At 52.8% G+C, this 19,019-nt stretch carries 13 protein-coding genes; 5 read left to right on the top strand and 8 right to left on the bottom strand.

From position 1 onward, the window contains the following. Positions 1–40: 40 nt before the first annotated feature. From HQ49_RS08200 to HQ49_RS12245, 4 genes are all read right to left on the bottom strand, one after another. Positions 41–3,028 carry a tetratricopeptide repeat protein gene (locus HQ49_RS08200; RefSeq protein WP_039419451.1) on the bottom strand — a complete coding sequence of 996 codons (2,988 nt, stop codon included), beginning with the start codon at positions 3,026–3,028 and terminating at the stop codon, positions 41–43. Between the two features lie 146 nt (positions 3,029–3,174). Continuing rightward, complete coding sequence (locus tag HQ49_RS08195) at positions 3,175–5,415, bottom strand: RelA/SpoT family protein (protein ID WP_039419450.1); 2,241 nt, start codon at positions 5,413–5,415, stop codon at positions 3,175–3,177. Between the two features lie 69 nt (positions 5,416–5,484). Beyond that, positions 5,485–6,906, bottom strand: coding sequence for a cardiolipin synthase (gene cls, locus HQ49_RS08190; RefSeq protein ID WP_039419448.1), 1,422 nt, complete (start codon positions 6,904–6,906; stop codon positions 5,485–5,487). Between the two features lie 187 nt (positions 6,907–7,093). Continuing rightward, the gene (locus HQ49_RS12245) at positions 7,094–7,168 is read right to left on the bottom strand and encodes a DUF1661 domain-containing protein (protein WP_230587314.1); all 75 of its coding nucleotides are present in this window, start codon (positions 7,166–7,168) and stop codon (positions 7,094–7,096) included. On the opposite strand from HQ49_RS12245, the gene HQ49_RS12760 reads away from it, so the two are divergent. From HQ49_RS12760 to bioC, 3 genes are read left to right on the top strand one after another with little or no spacing between them, the layout of a single operon-like run. Further along, on the top strand, positions 7,137–7,337 hold the full coding sequence (locus HQ49_RS12760; RefSeq protein ID WP_039419447.1) for a DUF1661 domain-containing protein: 201 nt from the start codon (positions 7,137–7,139) through the stop codon (positions 7,335–7,337). The genes HQ49_RS12245 and HQ49_RS12760 overlap by 32 nt on opposite strands. Positions 7,338–7,369: 32 nt before the next feature. After that, positions 7,370–8,056, top strand: a complete 687-nt coding sequence (locus HQ49_RS08180) for a DUF452 family protein (protein WP_039419445.1) — start codon at positions 7,370–7,372, stop codon at positions 8,054–8,056. Further along, complete coding sequence (gene bioC / locus HQ49_RS08175) at positions 8,035–8,802, top strand: malonyl-ACP O-methyltransferase BioC (RefSeq protein WP_039419444.1); 768 nt, start codon at positions 8,035–8,037, stop codon at positions 8,800–8,802. Before HQ49_RS08180 ends, bioC begins: the two co-directional genes overlap by 22 nt. Before the next feature lie 29 nt (positions 8,803–8,831). Here bioC and HQ49_RS08170 read toward each other — a convergent pair whose 3' ends face one another. Genes HQ49_RS08170 through HQ49_RS08155 form a run of 4 tightly spaced genes read right to left on the bottom strand, consistent with a single transcriptional unit; the run spans position 8,832 to position 14,782 of the window. Beyond that, on the bottom strand, positions 8,832–9,908 hold the full coding sequence (locus HQ49_RS08170; protein WP_052073469.1) for a S41 family peptidase: 1,077 nt from the start codon (positions 9,906–9,908) through the stop codon (positions 8,832–8,834). Then, positions 9,901–10,848 (bottom strand): DUF3316 domain-containing protein, encoded by a 948-nt coding sequence (locus HQ49_RS08165; protein WP_039419441.1) that lies wholly within the window; start codon positions 10,846–10,848, stop codon positions 9,901–9,903. Before HQ49_RS08165 ends, HQ49_RS08170 begins: the two co-directional genes overlap by 8 nt. Beyond that, positions 10,835–13,531, bottom strand: coding sequence for a DNA gyrase/topoisomerase IV subunit A (locus HQ49_RS08160; protein ID WP_039419440.1), 2,697 nt, complete (start codon positions 13,529–13,531; stop codon positions 10,835–10,837). The genes HQ49_RS08165 and HQ49_RS08160 overlap by 14 nt, the downstream gene beginning before the upstream one ends. Before the next feature lie 57 nt (positions 13,532–13,588). After that, the gene (locus tag HQ49_RS08155; RefSeq protein ID WP_039419439.1) at positions 13,589–14,782 is read right to left on the bottom strand and encodes an FMN-binding protein; all 1,194 of its coding nucleotides are present in this window, start codon (positions 14,780–14,782) and stop codon (positions 13,589–13,591) included. 320 nt (positions 14,783–15,102) lie between these two features. On the opposite strand from HQ49_RS08155, the gene rmuC reads away from it, so the two are divergent. Together rmuC and HQ49_RS08145 are read left to right on the top strand one after the other, a co-directional pair. Then, positions 15,103–16,401, top strand: a complete 1,299-nt coding sequence (rmuC, locus tag HQ49_RS08150; protein ID WP_039419505.1) for a DNA recombination protein RmuC — start codon at positions 15,103–15,105, stop codon at positions 16,399–16,401. A 32-nt stretch (positions 16,402–16,433) separates the two neighbouring features. After that, entirely contained in the window at positions 16,434–19,019 is a 2,586-nt protein-coding gene (locus tag HQ49_RS08145) for a beta-mannosidase (RefSeq protein ID WP_052073468.1), read from the top strand.

Below are 19,019 nucleotides of genomic sequence, written 5' to 3'. Positions count from 1 at the left end.
TTCATTAGTTCCAACTCAGAGTGACGAATCGTACAGAAGATTATTCAAGCCGCAGGGCTATCTGTTCGTGAATGTCATCCTCATGATTGGGATAGTTCTTCTCCAAGCTTTCCAAATACTGCCTTGCAGTAAACGTATCTCCTTCCTCCTTATAAATATCGGACAAGAGGATGAAACCTCGCGCCAACCAATACTGCTGTGGAGTACTCTTGGCAATAAATTTTTCGAGGATAGACTTCGCCTTGGACAAACGCTTGGCTTCCATTTCCAGCTGTGCCTGCATCACAACAGCTTCGGCACCAGCGGCGGTCGAAAAGTCCTCGGCAAGGATTTCGTAGTCGGCAATCGCTTCCCGATTCATCTTCAGTGCCTGATAACTTCTGGCACGATAGAGGCGAAGAGCATGAGGCAGAGCAGACTGATTCTTCAATCCGGCAATGACGTCGATCACCCTCCGGTAATCCTTATCGGCATAGGCAGACTCAGCTATTCCCTCTACCGCCTGATCGCGGACAGCTTCGGCACCATCCGTATCGAGTACGGACTGGAATGACTTCAGCGCAGCCTTGTATTCTTTGCGCTCGTACTGCATACGACCGAGACGCAGACGCGCATCGATCTTGTAGTCTTCTGGCAAACCGGGGCTGCTCACCAACCGTGAATAGCGATTGTAAGCCGCATCGGCATTACCGGCCTGATAATCGAGATCGGCCAAATACAATTCTGCTTTGTGACGATCGCTTCCCTGTGGATAACGCTCCAGATAAGCCTCCAAATCTCGGCGAGCATCGGACTGGCGACGGCGATACTTGCGCTCGGCCGAAAGGAAACTGAGTTGTTCCGTCTCAGATGGAGCAATGGACACCTTACCTTCCAAACGACGCACATAGGCAGAATACTCATCTATCCGATCCTCTTCCAAATAGATAGAACGGAGATCCGAGAGAGCCACAGTCGCCTCTTCGCTACGAGGGTAGCGGTCAATGATCCGTTGGTATGTGCGAATAGCCTCTTTCGTTCGGCCCGTATTATAATAGAGCAGGCCCAACTGCAGGGACGACTGTCTGGCTTCACGGCTGTCGGAGCTTCTCTTGACGACAGCATTGAAGGCTTCTTCTGCCACGTTATGCTTACCGCTAAGCACCGCACCACGCCCCTTTTCATAGAGAGCAGCTGTCAGATGGCGGCTATCGGGGAATTGCTGAATGAGCTTGTCCAACGTTTGGATCTGATCGGCATACTGCTTGGCCAGTCCCTCCAACCGTGCACGACGCAAAAGAGCATAATCGCCTCCGGAAGGGTAGACACGGTAAGCCATGGAATAGGCTTCGCGTGCGCCATGGAAGTCGCGCTTCATATACCTGCAGTCTCCGATACGGGCATAGGCATCAGCCGATAGATTCGGAGCAATACCGGATCGGGATACATACTCTTTGAAGGCCTCCAAAGCCGTATCGTAACGCTCGGCATTGAAGAGAGAATAGCCAAGGCGATAATATCCTAAAGGAAGATTTGCCGCATCACGATCACCGGCGGCCGAGATATAGGCTCTGTAATCCGCAGCTGCAGCCGGGAAGTCACCGGCTCTATATCGCAGATTGCCTCGGAGGAAATATGCTTCAGGGAAATACTCTCCTTTGTCCCCCATGGATATACTGCTCGACACAAAAGAAAGAGCCTCGCTGTCATAGCCCGCTGCTTCCTTTTGCTCTGCCATACGATTCAGCACAAACTGTTTGGCAGCCAGAATGGAAGCCGTCGGCTGTGCGATCTTCTGAATCGACCGGAGGGAAGAGTTGTAATCCTTGCCTGTAAAGTATGATTCGACAAGAATAGCGGCCATCTGCTCGCGGTGGGAAGATCGGGGAAACTCATTGAGGAAATTCTCCGCGATGCGGACGGACTGACCGAAGCTCGACTGTCCCGTACTACGCATGAGCATAGCCATATTGTACATCCCGACCTCCCGTACAGGCCGATTGACCTCCTGAGTCGCAGCCTTCTCGAAAGCCATAAGGGCCTCGCTCGTCATCCCCTCGGCCAGCCGTGCCTGTCCGAGATAGAGAGCTGACTCTGCACCGAGAGAACCGGTGTCAGAGGTAGCAGCAGCAAGCGGCCGAAGTGCTTCTTTCATCAGACCTTGCTTATAGTAAGTGACACCAAGAGCATAAGCATCGGCAGGTGCGATACGATCCCCCACCCTTTCGCTGTAGGCGGAAAGATAGTCGATGGCTTTGCTCGAATCCCCCATGCGGTAGTAAGCATTGCCCGCCACGCGCAAGAGCTGGGGCCGCTGTCTCATGGAGGAGTTGCGCGACATCAGCCGCTGGGCTATATCGGCCGCTTCGCGGTAGTCGCCTCGGAGCAGTTGGATTTCCGCCATGTAAGCATCGGCGTCATCCGCAAACTGTGAGCGATTCTTCAGTCGCGAAAGGGTCTGTTCGGCTTCGTCCAGCCTACGGTCCTCTATTTGGATAGCAGCCAGGAGGAGACGAGCACGCCCGCCCAGCTCACCTCTGTTCTCGGAAGCTTTCAGCAGCAACTGCTCAGCCAAAGCATTGCTTCCACTCAACTGCATACGCACGCATGCATAATAGAGCAGGTATGCAGCCAAGTCTTCATCGTTGAGCGTACGATCGTCGATGTCAGAGAAAATGACATCGGCACGCAAATACTGTTCATGCCGGATCATCAGCTCCCCCGCGAGGAGCCGCACACGGGATTTGTCTATCGATTCGGGGAAATTACCCATGAAATTGCCTACCGCGCCGAGGACGTAATCGTGATCTGCTCCCAACAGATAGTCCGCGATGATACTATAATAATCCACCTCCAAAGCGTGCTCCTGACCTCCGTGCAGGCGATAGAGACGGAATTGGTCCAAGGCTCCGACATAATTTTGGCGGATAAACATCGCTCTCCCTTCGAGGAAAAACGCTTCGGCAGTCTCTGTCGTTTTATTTTGTGCTTGTGCCATGAAGGTCATGGCTACGCCAAGCACGAGAGCCGGTAATATCTTTTTTTTCATTGATCAGTCTGTTTCCTTATTTGTCTTCAGAGAAGCAGGTCGCAATGCCCTATTAACTAACTCTGAGTCATCGCCTTTTATTTTAGTGTCAGCGATAATTCTTAGGTAAATATACGCTATTCTACCCGAAACCATATGCCGAGGTATCAATGTCGTTCGGCCGACTTGACCCCATGTGTAGCACGGATCTTGCGAAGGAGGATGGATAGGGTCGAGGTATCGGGCACTTCGACTGTGAATACCCCTTCGAAGAGATTGTCCTTCGAATTGATCGAATAGGCTCGGAGCGATACGCCCGCTTCTTTGTTGATGACCGAAGTTATGTTCGTCACGATGGCCAGATTGTCCTGCCCTACGACATGAAGCGTGGCCTCGTATCCGGTCGATCCCTTACCGCTCCAGCGAGCTTCAATGATGCGATAACCGTATCGGCTGAACATATCCGGCGCATTCGGACAGTCCGTGCGGTGTATCTTGATGCCGCTATTGCTCACGAATCCGAATACGGAATCCCCGTAAATAGGATTGCAGCATTTGCCGAAGCTGTATTCCACCCCCGTCATATTGTTGTCGATAACCAATACATCGCTTTTTCCCCCTTTGACGGTCTCCTCCTCTCGAGAGGGATACGCCACAAAAGTATCGGCACTGCGACGAGCTGCACCCGAACCGGCATCGCGTCGCTGCTCTTCCTCCAATTCATGAGAGTATAGCTCCAGCACCTCCTGTACATCGAGCCTGTCGGCGGCTATCTCCATATAGAAATCTGTCAGATGCTTGAACCCCTTGCGTCGTACCACGCGCGTGAATACGGCTTCTTCGAACGGCAATTTGCGGTTCTTCAGACGGCGGTTCAGCAGCTCTTTGACCACGCCGATACTGCTTTCCATTTGCAAGCGAAGCTGCTGCTTGATCTTATTGCGTGCTTTGGAGCTGACCACATAGGAGAGCCAATCCTTCTTCGGGGTCTGCTGAGCAGAGGTAATGATCGAAACGGAGTCGCCATTTTCGAGCTTATGCTTGAGCGGCACATTCTTTCCATTGACATTGGCTCCGACGGCCTGACAGCCGATGCACGAATGGATGGCAAAAGCAAAGTCCAGCACACTGGCTCCCTGAGGCAGCTTGATCAGTTCTCCCGTAGGGGTGAAAGCATAGATCTCATCGGTGAAGAGGTTCATCTTGAAGTTTTTCACCGTCTCCGCCGAATCGTCCGAGGAGTGATCTCGTGCCTCGAGCGTCTCGCGTACGGAAGTGAGGAACTCATCCAATCCGCTCTCGCTCTTGATCCCCTTATACTTCCAGTGGGCGGCCAATCCCCTTTCGGCCACCTCGTCCATGCGACGGGAGCGAATCTGCACCTCCACCCACCGATTCTGCGGTCCCATCACCGTAACGTGGAGCGACTCATAGCCGTTGCTCTTGGGGATGGAGATCCAGTCCCTCATTCGCTGCGGATTGGGCTGATACATGTCCGTGATGATGGAATAGACATGCCAGCAGGCAGCTTTCTCGTCTTTCACGGGTACGTCCAATATGATTCGTATGGCAAAAAGATCGTATATGGATTCGAACTCGATACCCTGCTGACGGAGCTTGTTGCGAATGCTGTTGATGCTCTTGGTACGCCCCTTCATCTCGTACGGGATATTGGGCAGAGCTTCGTCCAGCCGCAGGCGCAGCGGAGCGATGAAAGCTTCGATATAGGCATCGCGGCTACGCTTCGTCTCCCCGAGCTTTCTCTTGATGAAGTCGAATGTCTGCCGGTCTGTGTATTTCAGACAGAGGTCTTCCATTTCGCTCTTGATGGCGTAAAGTCCGAGCCTGTGTGCCAGCGGAGCATAGAGATAAGACACCTCGGCAGCCAAGGCCGTACGCTCCTCGGCACAGACCATGTCTTTGGCCTGACGCAGCAGATAGGCGCGGTCAGCGATGATGAGCAGTACCACGCGAATATCTTCGGCGATGGAGAGGAGGAAGTGCTCGAAGTTGGCCGTATTGATAGCCGTATTGCGCATGTAGATCTCCGATGTTTTCAGCAGGAGGTCGATCAGGCGAGCCACATCTTCGCCCATGAACTCGGCTATCTCCTCGGATCTCATCAGCCCCTTCATCGCCGGACGATAAAAGAGGAGTGCCCCGATGGCCTCTATCCCCAGCCCGATCTCGCAGGAGGCTATGCGCGCCACTTCCATGTTGCGCATAAGTCCGTGCATACCGTTTTTGTCACGATCGAAACATCCCAGCTCCGTAAAGCGGCTCAGCAGACTGCGTACTTTCTTCACGAGCTGCCGATCGGGAGCCAGCGTACGAATCAAACTCGCGTATGAGGAGAGGAAGCGACCCCGCTCATCAGCGGAGAAAAGAGTATTGTCGGGTATTGTCATGAGGGATACAGGATAGGATAATGAATAGTGGACGATGGATCAATACTAATATCGGATAGAGCATATCGGTCAGAGCAGAGGAGAAAAAAGGCGAACAAAGGATTCACTGAATTTTTTTATCCGGCTTCTCTTTCGCCAGCGTTTGAGATCGAGCGGTTCGCTCTGCAACAAGTCCTCGAAGAAGATGGCTTCCAAGCGGCGAACAGTAGGCTCGTCATAGATGATACCATTGAATTCGAAGTTATTTTCCAAACTGCGGAAGTCCATATTCGTAGAGCCGATCGAAGCCACCTGACTATCCACCATCATCAGCTTGGAATGGAGGAAGCCGTTGGTATAGAGGTGTACATGTACTCCGGCCTGCAAGAGATCCTCCACATAGGAGAAGGCAGCCACTTGCGGCAGACGGGCATCGCTTCGTTTGGGCACCAGCAGGTGCACTTCGATGCCGGCCAAAGCTGCCGTAATGAGAGCATTGTTCAGCCCTTCGGTCGGAAGGAAGTAAGGAGTCTCGATATAGACATGTTCGCAGGCACGTTCGATACAGTAGATAGTGGCCTGCTCGATGGTACGCCATTGCCCCACGGGGCCGGAGCGTACGAGCTGTATCTTCACACCCTCGTCGGATACGGGTATCGGCAGATCGGGATAGTAGCCGGAGAGATTGATGACCCGTCGCGATACGACATACCAGTCCAGCAGGAAACTGCTCTGCAAACCGGCTACGACATTGCCCGTCATGCGGAAGTGCGTATCGCGCCACAGACCGAGCCTGTTGCCCGAGTAATAGCGATCGGCCACATTCATACCGCCCAAATAGCCTGTTTTACCATCTATAACGGCCACCTTTCGGTGGTTTCGGTAGTTTACGCGACTGGACAGTATAGGGAAGAAGACCGGCATGAAAGGATAGGCCTCCACGCCGGCTCGGCGCAGTCGTTTCCAGTAGCCACGGCCGGTAGCCCACGAACCCACATGATCGAATATGACCCTCACCTTCACCCCCTCTTGCACCTTGCGCACAAGCAGATCGGCCAGGCGACTGCCCAGATGGTCATCCTCTATGACGTAGAACTGAATATGCACATGGTGGCGGGCAGCCTCTATGTCGCGAAAGAAGCAGTCGAACATGTCCTTCCCGGCCGTGAATATATCCGGTGGCGAGCTGAGCATGACGGGGCTGTCCGAATTGTTGTTGATCAGCTTCATGATGGGATTCAGCTGGATATTGTTCATGGCTTCCAGCTGTGCTTCGGGGATGGACAGATAGTGAGGCTTCAGCATGATGCGCCTGTATATACGCCTGCTGACAATACGCCGTCTGCGCTGATCCTGTCCGAAAAAGATGTAGACAATAAGCCCCAAGACGGGCACAAAAGAGACGACCAGAATCCACGAAGTAGCCTTCAGCGGATTGCGATTCTCGCTGATAATGACGGCACTGACGGCAGCCGTCATCAGCATGTATACGATTATTAAGAGTGCAATCATAAGTTGGTCGTCCTCTTAGGATGAAATCCGAATACGAACAAAAATAGCAAGAAAACCCATGGTGAGCGACTCCCACAGGCTCCTTTTTCTTCTCGAAGAAGAAAGACTGTCGGCACCGAAGGAGCGATCCGAATTCGATCTGTACCTCTTGGATGACAGTCTTTGACATTTAGGCGCGAAAAAAAGATCATTCGCAGTACAGAAAAACGTGGCGCGTGAACTTTTCGGTTTTGGCGCGGGAGCGAAAAAATTCTCGCGCCACAGCGAAAAAAATCTCGCGCCGCTTTTCGGGAAAACACGCACCGCAATCGGAGCGTTTTCGGCTTGAGAATTTCATTTTGCCACTTTTCGATATTTATCCTTTTGCTCCCATTCGAGAGACGGCAGGGTTAAAAGGCGGAAAAAGAGAAGCCACGCAGGGAGAACGATAGAGAGCAACGAAGTTCACTATCTTTGCCGGCGTATGCAAAAAGAATTATTCCGGCAGTCTCCGGATTCCGATAAACTCATCCTTTTTTTCAACGGCTGGGCTATGACCCGCGAAGCCGTTTCGCACCTGGCCATTCCTCCCGAATACGACTTGCTGCACGTGTGGGACTATCGAACGGATACGCTGGACGTCGATTGGTCGCCCTACCGCGAGATTCGCTTGTCGGCATGGTCTATGGGCGTATGGGCGACCGAAAGGCTTGCGCGAGAGGGGAAGCTGCCTGCCGTGGTTTCGGCCGTAGCGATATGCGGCACCGGCTATCCGATGGACGATGCGATGGGAATACCCTTGGATATTTTCCGTGGTACGCTGGATGGCCTGACGGAAGAAAACCGCCTGCGATTCAACAAGCGAATGTGCGGAGGCAAATCGCTGAAACACCTGTTCGAGGCACTGGCGGCGAGGGAGACCGACGAAATTAAAGCTGAGTTGGGACGCGTCTGCGAAGAAGAGGAGAAGAGACTGAAAAGCGTTGATCCTCACCCTACCGCTCCGCTTAGCTGGGATAAAGCTCTGATAGGGGCAAAGGATCGGATCATACCGGCTAAGAATCAGCAGGCTTTTTGGCAGATGCGAGGCTGTCGGGACATAGAGACCGTAGCGGAAGGCGATCACTATTTGTTTAACCGTTTCACCGAATGGGAGCAGCTTTGGAGTTGAGAGAGGTAGACAGCGAACTGGTCATCAAACGGTTTACTTCGGCTTTGCCCTACTACGAGAAGTATGCCGTGGCGCAGCATCGTATAGGGGAGCGGCTGACCGATCTTCTGACGGCTACAGGGCGTCGCCACTTCGAACATGTGCTGGAATACGGCTGCGGCAGCGGTGTCTATACGCGCCAACTGGCTCAAGCCGTTACGGTAAAGCAGTGGACGCTCAATGATTTATGCCCCGTCTGCGAGGAGTATATACGCGTAAGCCCTGCTTCCTTCCATGCAGGCGAAGCCGAGACGATGCCCCACACGGATACTTACGATCTGATCACCTCGGCATCGGCCTTCCAGTGGTTCAAGGATCCGGAGTCATTCATTCGGACGGTGGCAGGCTTGTTGCGTCCCGATGGCATCTTTCTCTTCAACACTTTCTCTCCCGACAATCTTCCCGAGATAAGAACGCTCACGAACCGAGGACTGCTCTATCCTTCGACAGAGGTACTGATGAAATGGCTGGAGGCTGCTTTTTCCGCCGTCTATAAGCATGAGGAGCAGATCGTACTGACGTTCGATTCGCCTCGCGATGTACTCATGCACCTGAAGCGTACCGGCGTTACAGCGACTCCCCGACACGAAGAGGTATGGACACGGAGCCGATTGGCACGATTCGAAGAAGCGTATCGGGAAGGGTTCTCCACCCCGGACGGACAAGTTACGCTGACCTATACCCCACTTTATTTCCTTGCAAAGTAGGATGCAGGAGGCGGCATACGGCTGCCGGTCTACTTGATCCATTGGCCGCTCTGATTGTACTCGGCTATTTTTCTTTTGATATATCGTACAGCTTCTTCGATGAGGGTATCATGGCTATTGGCCAGGTCGCTATCCAAGAGGGAGACGTAATAGTGCGGTTCTATCCCGAACTCCACATCCGCACCACTCGGATCGGTCATCCTGCCGGCTGAGTAACGAACCCCCCAACCACAAGGGATCTCCGATGAGATGGGCAATCCGGCACCACCGCCGGTCTTGTCGCCCATTACGGTGACGAAAGGCAGGGGCCTCATCTTCAGGACAAAATCATTGGCGGAGCTGAATACTTCCCGATTCGTCAGTAGTACTACGGGGCGCATCCATACGACTCCGGAAGAAAGCGTGTCCAAATAAAGGGGGAGAGGATCGGAAAAGGCATCGTGTGCCGGGCCGGTCTTGTGGCGGATATAGCCGGTGAGCATCTTTTTCTTGGTGAAGTGACGGGCAAATTCGTCTGCATAAGTAAGCTGTCCCCCTCCATTGCCACGAATGTCGATGATCAGAGCCTTACACTCGGTCAGCCGCGAAAGCATACCGCTTATATTGCTATTGGAAATAGGTTTCCCAAAGCTTTCGTAGACGATGTAGCCGATACTGTCGGGAGCATGACCGTTGTACGTAAGTCTGCGGTACTTGAGTCCGCCGGCGATACGGTAATCGTGTCCCAGATACTTGCGTCTCAGGTCGAGACTCAGATTCAGAGGATAATCTTCGTACCATTTCCAATAATGCCCGTAGTCGAACGAACTGCTCAGATTGACGTGGCCGTCTTTCAGTTCGGAGAGGAGCTGCGTCATGACGAGGAAGAGGGAGTCACGGCTCATTTGGGGACGCAAATCCCTATAATGCTTGTGATACATATCGCGCCACGTAGAGTCCTCGGGCAGTTTGAGATCGAAAAAACAATATCCCCGATCCAAGATTTCCCACAGAGCATCGTAATTCCGATAGGGATCGAAGGTAAAATCTTCCTTCGTGGAGCATGAGCTGAAAGCCAATGCAGACAGGAGGATAGCGAGCAATCTCTTCATCGTCGTTCTAATCATGATAATAAAGACTGGTTCTCCGACCGGTATTCATGGCTTTGCGCCCACGGAATCGGTAAAACTCCGTGACGAAACCGACAAAAGCCGTATGACTGTGGATGCGAGTATCCAATGCGTTAAGCGAAGAACCCAAATGGGAATAGCGATAACCGACACGAAGCGTACAGAAGTTCCGAACGGGAATATCCGCCGTTATGAGTGTCGTAAACCGAGTAAACCTGCCCGGATAAGTGAAATGCAGGGAGCCTGCAATGCCGTTATCGAGCATAAAATTCTCGTAATAGCTCTCGCCAAAACCATTTCCATAGGCTATACCGAAGAGATTGATCTGGGAAAGCAACCGAAAATACAGGGGGAAAGCATCGGAGGGAACATAGTATCCTATCGAGGCTTGGGCGATGGCATTGGTGTAGAGCTTCAATGTCGCAGGATTATTGCCGTTGCGCGTACTATAAATTCCTCCAAGCCCGACTTCCAAGCCCGGGCCGAATGCCAAGCGCAGATTGTCCATCCACGCGGCTCGCAAATGCTTGGCACCGAGGCGGTAAAGAGCCGCAGCGGAACCGTTATACAGCAGGGAATAGAAATGAGCATTATTGGCAGGATTGTCCATCAGAGCAAAATCCAACTCATGTCCGGTACGGATCATCCAACGGGAATCGGACATTCTGAGAGGGAGTGTCTTCTCTCCCAATAAATTCAGCGTCCATCCTCCATAACGAAGGGGCGACAAATAGGTGTCGCGCGTTATACTTCCGCCACCACCGACCATATAAGCAGAATGAATGCGGTAGGCAAACTGCTCCGTGGGCAACTCTCTGCACGAAGAATCAGCTACAAATGCGGTATTGCTACCGTGGGAAGAATCCTGCCCCCATGCCGACACTCCTGCGAGTAGCAGAAGCAGCAAAACAAGTGCGTATCTCCTATTCGTTTTCATCGTCGTCGAATTGCAATCGCTGGATACCCAAGAGTTCGTCTCTTATATCTTCATCGGAAGCAACGGCTTCGGGTGCAACCTCGGCGAAGCTCTCTTCCGGATCAGTTGTTTCCTCATCCGGTTCTTCATCACGAACAGGAGACAATTCTTTCGCTCCATCGAGCTTATAGGTAGTCAGTCGCTTGCCTTTAGCATGTATGCCCTTGACAGCGACGAAGTCTTCTCCCTCTACGATCAGCTCCGGACGAGTGGCATCTATTCCGGCGAAAGTAAGAGCAAAACGCGGGTAGCGCGTATCCGAGAGCAAAAGCAGGCTATTGCCCTCAGCTTCTCCTCCCAACATATTATCCCGACTGCCGTTTTCTATCTTGAAACGCTTCAGATAAGGGAAGCCGGCATCTCTGTTGTGATAGATGGCTGTCCAAACTTTTTCGGGACGGTACTTCTCTATTCTGATCATATTGGGGTCGAAGTGGTTGTTTTCCGCTATGGATGTAGTATAGCAGTCCCCATTATCCAAGATTACCAGCACCGAATCATTGGCTTGGAATTCGCCGAGATACTCGCCCTGCTCGTCGTAGTTCAGTCGCATCACGTCCCGATCGAACCAAACTTTGCGCCCTCCGAGGGTGGAAGCACCCTGCTGTTTGAAGAGGATCTTGTGTACCTCTGCTTTGGTCAGTAGATTGCCCTTGCTACTCCGCCCCTTGATAGCGACATCGCTAAAGTCTTTCTCGAAAGAGAGTACCCGCTGGCGGGCTTTCGGTTTGAGGATGATCCTCACGGTCTCTGCCTCGCCGTTTTTATTGGCAGTGAAATACATCACCCGACTACCGGCCGTTTCCTGCGTAAGGTTGTACTCCTTGTCGCGCGTAACACCGGTGACGCTGAAACGTTTGATATAGAATGGAGCGGACTTGCCGTCGCGATAAATGACGTTGTAGATGGTGCGTTTGTCGTTTCGTTCGAACCGGTCGATATAGATCACCTCACGGTTGCCGATAAATTTCTTTTCCTCAACCTTCGTAATGAGGTACGTACCATCGCGGAAAAAGATGATGGCATCGTCGAGGTCGGAACAGTTGCACACGAATTCATCGCCCTTGAGCCCCATACCGATGAACCCTTCTTCGCGGTTGATATAGAGCTTGGCATTGGCTTCTGCCACTTTCGTGGCCTGAATGGTGCCGAATCCGATAAGTTGTGTCCTTCGCGGAAAACGGGAAGCATAGTGCTCGTGCAGATACTCGAACCAACGGATGGTATAAGCAGTAATCTCACGGATATTCTTTTCCAGTTCGGCAATATCCTTTTCGAGCTGAAGCATCATGGCTTCGTGCTTGGGCAAATTGAAGCGGAGGATCCGCGCCATGCGTATTTCCAGCAGTTTTTTCAGATCATCGTAGGTAATCGGACGAATAAAACGATGGGCGAAAGGCTCCAACCTCGTCTCTACGTGCATGAGAGCATCCTGTTCGCTCTCCGCCTCTTCGAACTCCCGATCTTTGTAGATACGCTCTTCTATGAAAATTCTCTCGAGCGAAGCTGCCAAATACTGTTCTCGCTTCTCTTCCAAACGGATCATCAGTTCCTGCTTCAGCAGCTCTCGCGTTCGCTCTGCACTATAACGCAGCAAATCGGTCACACCCAAGAATACCGGCTTGTCGTCCATGATGACGCAAGCATTGGGCGACTGGCTTACCTCACAGTCGGTAAAGGCATAGAGTGCATCGATGGTTTTGTCCGAAGATACACCCGCAGCCAGATGAATACGTATATCGGCTTCGGCAGCCGTCATATCATCTATTCGTTTGATCTTGATCTTGCCCTTTTCATTGGCTTTCAGAATAGATTCGATCAGGGAAGACGTCGTCTTGCCACAAGGCAGTTCGGTAATGCTGAGAGTACGATTGTCCAGTTTGCGAATCTTAGCCCTGCTCTTGATCTGTCCCCCACGCCGGCCGTCATTGTACCGGCTGGCATCCATCATACCACCGGTAGGGAAATCGGGATAAAGTTCGAAAGACTCACCCCTCAGGTGCGCAATACAAGCCATGAGCAGTTCACCGAGATTGTGCGGCAATATCTTGGAATTCAAACCCACGGCAATGCCTTCCGTCCCCTGTGCCAAGAGAAGCGGAAACTTAACGGGCAACGCCACCGGCTCGTCCTCGCTGCCATCGTAAGAACGCTTCCATCGGGTAATCTTATCATTGAAAAGAGTCTCCTGAGCCAAAGCCGAGAGTTTGGCCTCGATATAACGACCGGCTGCCGCCTCGTCCCCCGTGAGGATATTACCCCAGTTCCCCTGTGTGTCGATCAGATAGCCTTTTTGTCCCAGTTGGACGAGGGCATCGTTGATAGAAGCATCGCCATGTGGGTGTAGCGCCATAGTCTGCCCCGTCACCTTCGCCACCTTGTTCATACGACCATTGTCGAACCAATGGTGCATGGTGTAGAGGATACGGCGTTGTACGGGCTTGAGTCCATCCTCTATATGAGGCACTGCACGTTCCAGAATTACGTAAGAAGCATAGTCGAGGTACCAGTTTCGATACATGCCCCCGAGATGGTGTGTAGCCATGGCAGGATGATCGGCCGGCAGGCGACTGCCGGCTTCGGGAAGCAGATCGGGCACAGAAGACTCTATATCCGGTTGTTCGTTATCGAAAGAATCTGTCATTTGAATAGATCGATTTGTTCAGTTGAAAGAAAGGGAAGAGGGAAAGGAAAAAATCCGTTAGTTCTTTGGGGGGCTGTGTCGCAAATTGCGAGGCGAGCATTTTCTGACGCTTTCGAGCAGTTGTCCCGTTGGGCAAAAGAAACGGCACCACGGCTGCTGAACGAAGACAGAAGCCAAGAGCATCAGCCCCGCCAAGACAAGCACCCATACCGATGCCGAACGAAAAGAAAAAGCGGCGAATGGCTCCCACTTGGAGAGATCACCGGCAACGTTGAAGATCAATAGCACGACGACGATCAGGAGCAAATAGCGTCTTATGGAGGTGAGTGCCTTTATCCACTGTGGCGGTATATGCAGTTTGCGTCGGGATAGCTTCCCCATCAATTCCTGTGCTGCACCGAAAGGACATACCCAGCGACAATAAAACGGTTTGTTCGTAATCAGGGGCAGCAATACGGCCAAGGCAAACAGCCCGATGAGCAACCACTGCGTCGCAAAGGGAAATCCGGTGCTCAACCAATGGTAAGTACTCTCCAAAGAGAGGAACGTCCCTTTAAGAAAACCGAGGAATACTACACTAAGTGCAAGGAGATAGAGACGAAAAGGTTTGGCCTTTGACGGAAAGAAGAAGCAACCTAAAGCCATCAGAATGACGGCGATGGTTCCTCCTGTGCGGACGATCCCCCAAACGTCAGCTTTTTTGTTTTTTTTTTGACCGATATATATCTCCAAGCGTTTCTGCACACAAGTGATAACGGCTTCGGACGTATAGGTGGCTCCCGATACGGCATCGACATCCTCGGCCAATGCCTCCTCGGCGGTCTTGCCATTCCAACTTTCATATAACCCAGCCTTCTCCACTCTGCGAGCAAAGCTCGGCGTCTCGTCATGTTCGAGCAGCATCGTGCCGAGGATGCGGTCATCCGCACCAAAGGCGATGGCTACGGGAGTAGGCCCGTTGTACCCTTCCACGTAGTCTGTATAGGGCGAGGTGTAGAGCAAGTAACCCAACTGGCGTGCTTTGGCATCCATGACAATGGTGCGGGTACTGTCCTCTTGGAGGATACCGGCTGCCATCGGATAGAAACGGGTGACTTCATCAGGGAATGTTTGTGAGGCTGTATCAGCCTTGGCTACTTGCGTGGATTCCGAGCTCGCCTTATTGGCACGGGCAAATCCCGTCACCAATATGATACCGCCAAGGAGCAGAATCAGATTGAGCAGGTAGCGAAATGTGCGGGAAGACAACATGGGCGTTTTATGTTTGTGACAGTATGCCGATGATTACGTGCAAATATAATGAATTCATACTTGCCTGTGGCAATTCGGCCCTTACAGAAAGGCTCATGGGCATGCGGTCGAAGAAAACGCAAAAGGGCTGCGAACGCTCTCAACTGCAAGCTAAAAATTCGCGGTTATTTCCCGTTGCGAGTAAAAACGGTGAGACCACCGTTGTCCGGACTTGCAAACAAGAATGCAGCCGACACTATAGAAACGGGCAAGGATTCCGCTGAAGATTTATATACGTATTGATTACCTTCGTTCGTAAAACAGTAAAATTTATGGGCGAAATGGAACTGTATTGGCTAATCGTCATCGTCGCAATAGCTGCCGGACTCATCGTATGGCTCTTCCATCGCAAGTACAACATGGAGACAAACAGGCTGACAGCACAACTGGAGGCGGCCACTGAGAAGCTGGCAGACCTGCAAGAGGAGCAGAAAGAAGCCATCCGTATCCGTGCCGAACTGGAGACACGCTTGCAAGCTACCACTTCCGAATTGGAGCGCGAAAGGAAACGCTCCGGACAAATATCCGAAGAGATGCAAGCCCTCTTCAAAGCCACGGCATCGGAGATACTCGAAGACAAGACGCGGAAGCTATCCGGGATGAACGAAGAGCGCATCGGTGAAATACTCAAACCGCTGAGCGAACGCATCAAGCTATTCGAAGAAAAAGTCGAAAAGAGCTATAATGAAGAAGCCCGCGAGCGTTTCTCTCTGGCCAAAGAGCTACAAAAGCTCATCGAGCAGAACAGCCGGCTCAGCGATGATGCCAACAACCTGACCCGTGCACTCAAAGGCGACTCCAAAGTACAGGGCGACTGGGGCGAAATGATCCTCGAAAACCTCCTCCGCCGCAGCGGTTTGACCGAAGGAGAAGAGTTCTTCATCCAAGAGACGCTGACCGATGATGAAGGGCGTACCCTTCTCCACGATGAGACGGGCAGACGGATGCGTCCCGACGTGATCGTCCGCTACCCGAACGGTCAGGAGGTGATCATCGACAGCAAGGTGTCCCTTACGGCCTATGCCTCCTTCGTCGCCTCCGAGGACGAAGCCGAGCGCAAACGGCTGCTGGGAGAGCACATCGCCAGCATCAGCCGGCATATAGATGAGCTGGCAAGCAAAAGCTATCAGGACTATTGCGACAAAGCTCCTGAATTTGTGATGCTCTTCATCCCGAACGAACCGGCTTATACGCTGGCTCTGCGAGAAAAACCCACCTTATGGGATCAGGCCTACAACAAACGCGTACTGCTCATGAATCCGACCAACCTGATCGCAGCTTTGCGGATGGCTCTGGATCTATGGCAGCGCGACCGGCAAGTGAAAAATGTGCAGCGAATCGTAGAGCAAGCCAACGGGTTGTACGATAAGTTCTGCACCTTCGCCGAGACACTCATTCGTGCCGAGGAACAAGCCCAAAACACTGTTGCCACACTTGCCAAAGCCCGCGGTCAATTGGTCGAGGGCCGCAGCAACATCATCGGGCGCATCGAAAAGATGCGCAGTCTCGGCCTTTCGCCCAAAAAGAATGTACCGGCATCGTTCCGTCCTGAAGCGGAGGAACTGCCGGAAAACGAATAATCCTCCCTCCTCCTATTCTTTCCCTTTCCGATATGATTAGCAAGAACACCCTCCGAACTTTGCTCCTGTGGCTGATCCCGATAGCCATGACCATCCAAACCCAAGCGGCACATACCGTTTCGTCCGATACACTCCGTCTCGACAAGGGCTGGGAATTCAGCCGCCACGATAGCACGGCATGGCTGCCGGCCACAGTGCCCGGAGTCGTGCAGTACGACCTTATCCGTCACGGTTTGCTACCCGATCCCAACTACAGACTTCAGGAGGAAGAGGCACAGTGGCCGGAAGAGCACGACTGGGACTATCGGCTGCTCTTCTCCATCACGGAACAGCAGCTCCGAAGCCCACGGGCCATCTTCATGGCAGAAGGGCTGGACACCTACGCCACCGTACTCCTCAATGGGAAAAAGATAATGGAGAGCCACAATATGTTCGTCGGCAGGGAAGCGGATATAACCGGTCTGCTGCGACAAAGCGGAAACGAACTGCTGATCCGCTTCCGCTCCCCCATGAAAGAAGTACGCCCTCTGAGACAGCGCGATGGCTTCGACTACCCTGCAGACAATGATCATCGCAGCGAAAAGCTAAGCGTATACACCCGAAAAGCACCCTACCACTATGGCTGGGACTGGGGGCCTCGACTCGTAACCACAGGCATTTGGCGACCTGTCGGCATACGTTTCGAAGGGGCGGTAGCCTTCGCATCGAAGCCGGAGATCACCTACACGCTGACAGAAGATGCTCAGGTAAACTGCCTCTTCCCCCTCTCTTGGAACGAGCAAAAAGATCTTTCTGTCCGTTTGGTCGTGGAGCTGTACAGCCCGAATGGGCGGCAAGTACACAGCGAAGAGCTGACGGCAAGCTATGGACAGCCCACCTGTGGCACCTCTTTCACCGTATCATCCCCCGATCGGTGGATGCCCAATGGGATAGGCCTGCCCCTGATGTACACACTCGTTGCCCGTCTTCAGGACAAAGACGGCACCACGTGGCAGACCTACCGAACCCAAATAGGATTCCGAACCGTGGAGTTTGTCCGTGAAGAGGATACCCACGGGCGCAGCTTCTTCTTCCGTATCAACGGCAAGCCTCTATACATGAAGGGAGCCAACTATATCCCCGGCACCATGATGCTGTCCGCACGCACGGAGGAGTATTGGCAGGAGCTTTTCCGCTCCGTCTCGGAAGCGAATATGAATATGCTGCGCGTATGGGGAGGCGGTATATACGAGGACGAACGTTTCTATGAGTTGGCCGATGCAAATGGGATCCTCATTTGGCAGGATTTCGCTTTTGCTTGCACGCCCTATCCCGGCGACGAGGAATTCCTTCGGAATGTGAGAGAAGAAGCCGACTACAACATCCGCCGCTTGCGCGAACACCCCTCTCTGGCTCTCTGGTGCGGCAACAATGAAATACGAGAAGGCCTCAAATACTGGGGTTGGCAGAAACGCTTCGACCCATCCACCTATCAGCAGTTTCTCACCAACTACGACCAGCTGTTTTGCAGACTCCTGCCGGAGCGTGTGGCAGCATTGGATCCCACACGCGCCTATATCGAGACATCCCCCGACACGGCCAACTGGGGACGCCCCGCCACCTTGGCTTTGGGCGACAGCCACTACTGGGGAGTGTGGTACGGACGCGAACCATTCGGTATCCTGCGAGAGAGGATACCGCGTTTCATGAGCGAGTTCGGATTTGAAAGTTTCCCCGAAAGAAAAACGCTCGATAGCTTTGCATGGGCGGAAGACATGCAGCTCGACTCCCCGGTCATGAAAGCCAGACAGAAGAGCAGCGTGGGCAACGAAATCATACTCGAATATATGCGGCGCGACTATCCCGAGCCGAAAGACTTCGATGATTTCGTATTCAAATCACTCATCATGCAGGGACAAGGTATGCGCATCGGATTGGAAGCCCAACGAGCGGCCAAACCCTACTGCATGGGTAGTCTCTACTGGCAACTCAACGACGCATGGCCGGCCATCTCATGGTCCGGCATAGACTACTACGGGAACTGGAAACCGCTACACTATCAGGTACGCAGAGCTTTCGAGCCTGTTATTATCGTTCCTGATGCCGAACGGCGCACGATCAGCATCGTATCGGATGCTCCCGAAGCCAAAGGAGAGGATCGGATGGCACTGCGCATCGAGCCGATCAGCTTCGAGGGGAAACGCTATCCGACTTTCTGGGTGAGGAATATCGAAGTAGACAACGAACACCCCACCGTCCTGCCATTCCGGATCGAACAATGGCTGCCACAAGAATTGCAGCGAACGAGCCTGCTTCGCCTGTCGCTTGTGGAGGATGTGGGAGAAGCATACGGCGAAGTCTGGGCCTCCACGCTGTATTATCATCATTCGCCCAAGGATCTGCTCCTTCCTGCGGCTCCTCCCATCACGCAAGAGCTTCGCCGGACAGGCCTGAGGACTTGGGAACTGACGGTGCGGTCGCCCTATTTGGTGAAGGATCTGTTTGTGGAGACGGATGCACTCGGAGCGCGATTCTCCGACAATGCTTTCGATTTGCTCCCGAACGAAGAGCGCAAGCTCACGATCACTCTGCCCACCGATAGTGCGGAACAGCCGGCCATCCGTCTGCGGCACTTATAA

Origin of the sequence: Porphyromonas gulae, assembly GCF_000765945.1 — a bacterium.
Lineage (GTDB): Bacteria > Bacteroidota > Bacteroidia > Bacteroidales > Porphyromonadaceae > Porphyromonas > Porphyromonas gulae.
Note: the sequence above shows the minus strand (reverse complement) of the source record. Positions and strands in the feature narration are given on the sequence as shown.

What these genes read in the sequence shown, in the direction of transcription:
- rmuC (WP_039419505.1), top strand. Translation starts at nt 15,103, where the DNA reads ATGGAACTGTATTGGCTAATCGTCATCGTCGCAATAGCTGCCGGACTC.
- HQ49_RS08165 (WP_039419441.1), bottom strand. Translation starts at nt 10,848, where the DNA reads ATGAAAACGAATAGGAGATACGCACTTGTTTTGCTGCTTCTGCTACTC.
- bioC (WP_039419444.1), top strand. Translation starts at nt 8,035, where the DNA reads ATGGGAGCAGCTTTGGAGTTGAGAGAGGTAGACAGCGAACTGGTCATC.
- HQ49_RS08195 (WP_039419450.1), bottom strand. Translation starts at nt 5,415, where the DNA reads ATGACAATACCCGACAATACTCTTTTCTCCGCTGATGAGCGGGGTCGC.
- cls (WP_039419448.1), bottom strand. Translation starts at nt 6,906, where the DNA reads ATGATTGCACTCTTAATAATCGTATACATGCTGATGACGGCTGCCGTC.
- HQ49_RS08155 (WP_039419439.1), bottom strand. Translation starts at nt 14,782, where the DNA reads ATGTTGTCTTCCCGCACATTTCGCTACCTGCTCAATCTGATTCTGCTC.
- HQ49_RS08180 (WP_039419445.1), top strand. Translation starts at nt 7,370, where the DNA reads ATGCAAAAAGAATTATTCCGGCAGTCTCCGGATTCCGATAAACTCATC.
- HQ49_RS08170 (WP_052073469.1), bottom strand. Translation starts at nt 9,908, where the DNA reads ATGATTAGAACGACGATGAAGAGATTGCTCGCTATCCTCCTGTCTGCA.
- HQ49_RS08200 (WP_039419451.1), bottom strand. Translation starts at nt 3,028, where the DNA reads ATGAAAAAAAAGATATTACCGGCTCTCGTGCTTGGCGTAGCCATGACC.
- HQ49_RS08145 (WP_052073468.1), top strand. Translation starts at nt 16,434, where the DNA reads ATGATTAGCAAGAACACCCTCCGAACTTTGCTCCTGTGGCTGATCCCG.
- HQ49_RS08160 (WP_039419440.1), bottom strand. Translation starts at nt 13,531, where the DNA reads ATGACAGATTCTTTCGATAACGAACAACCGGATATAGAGTCTTCTGTG.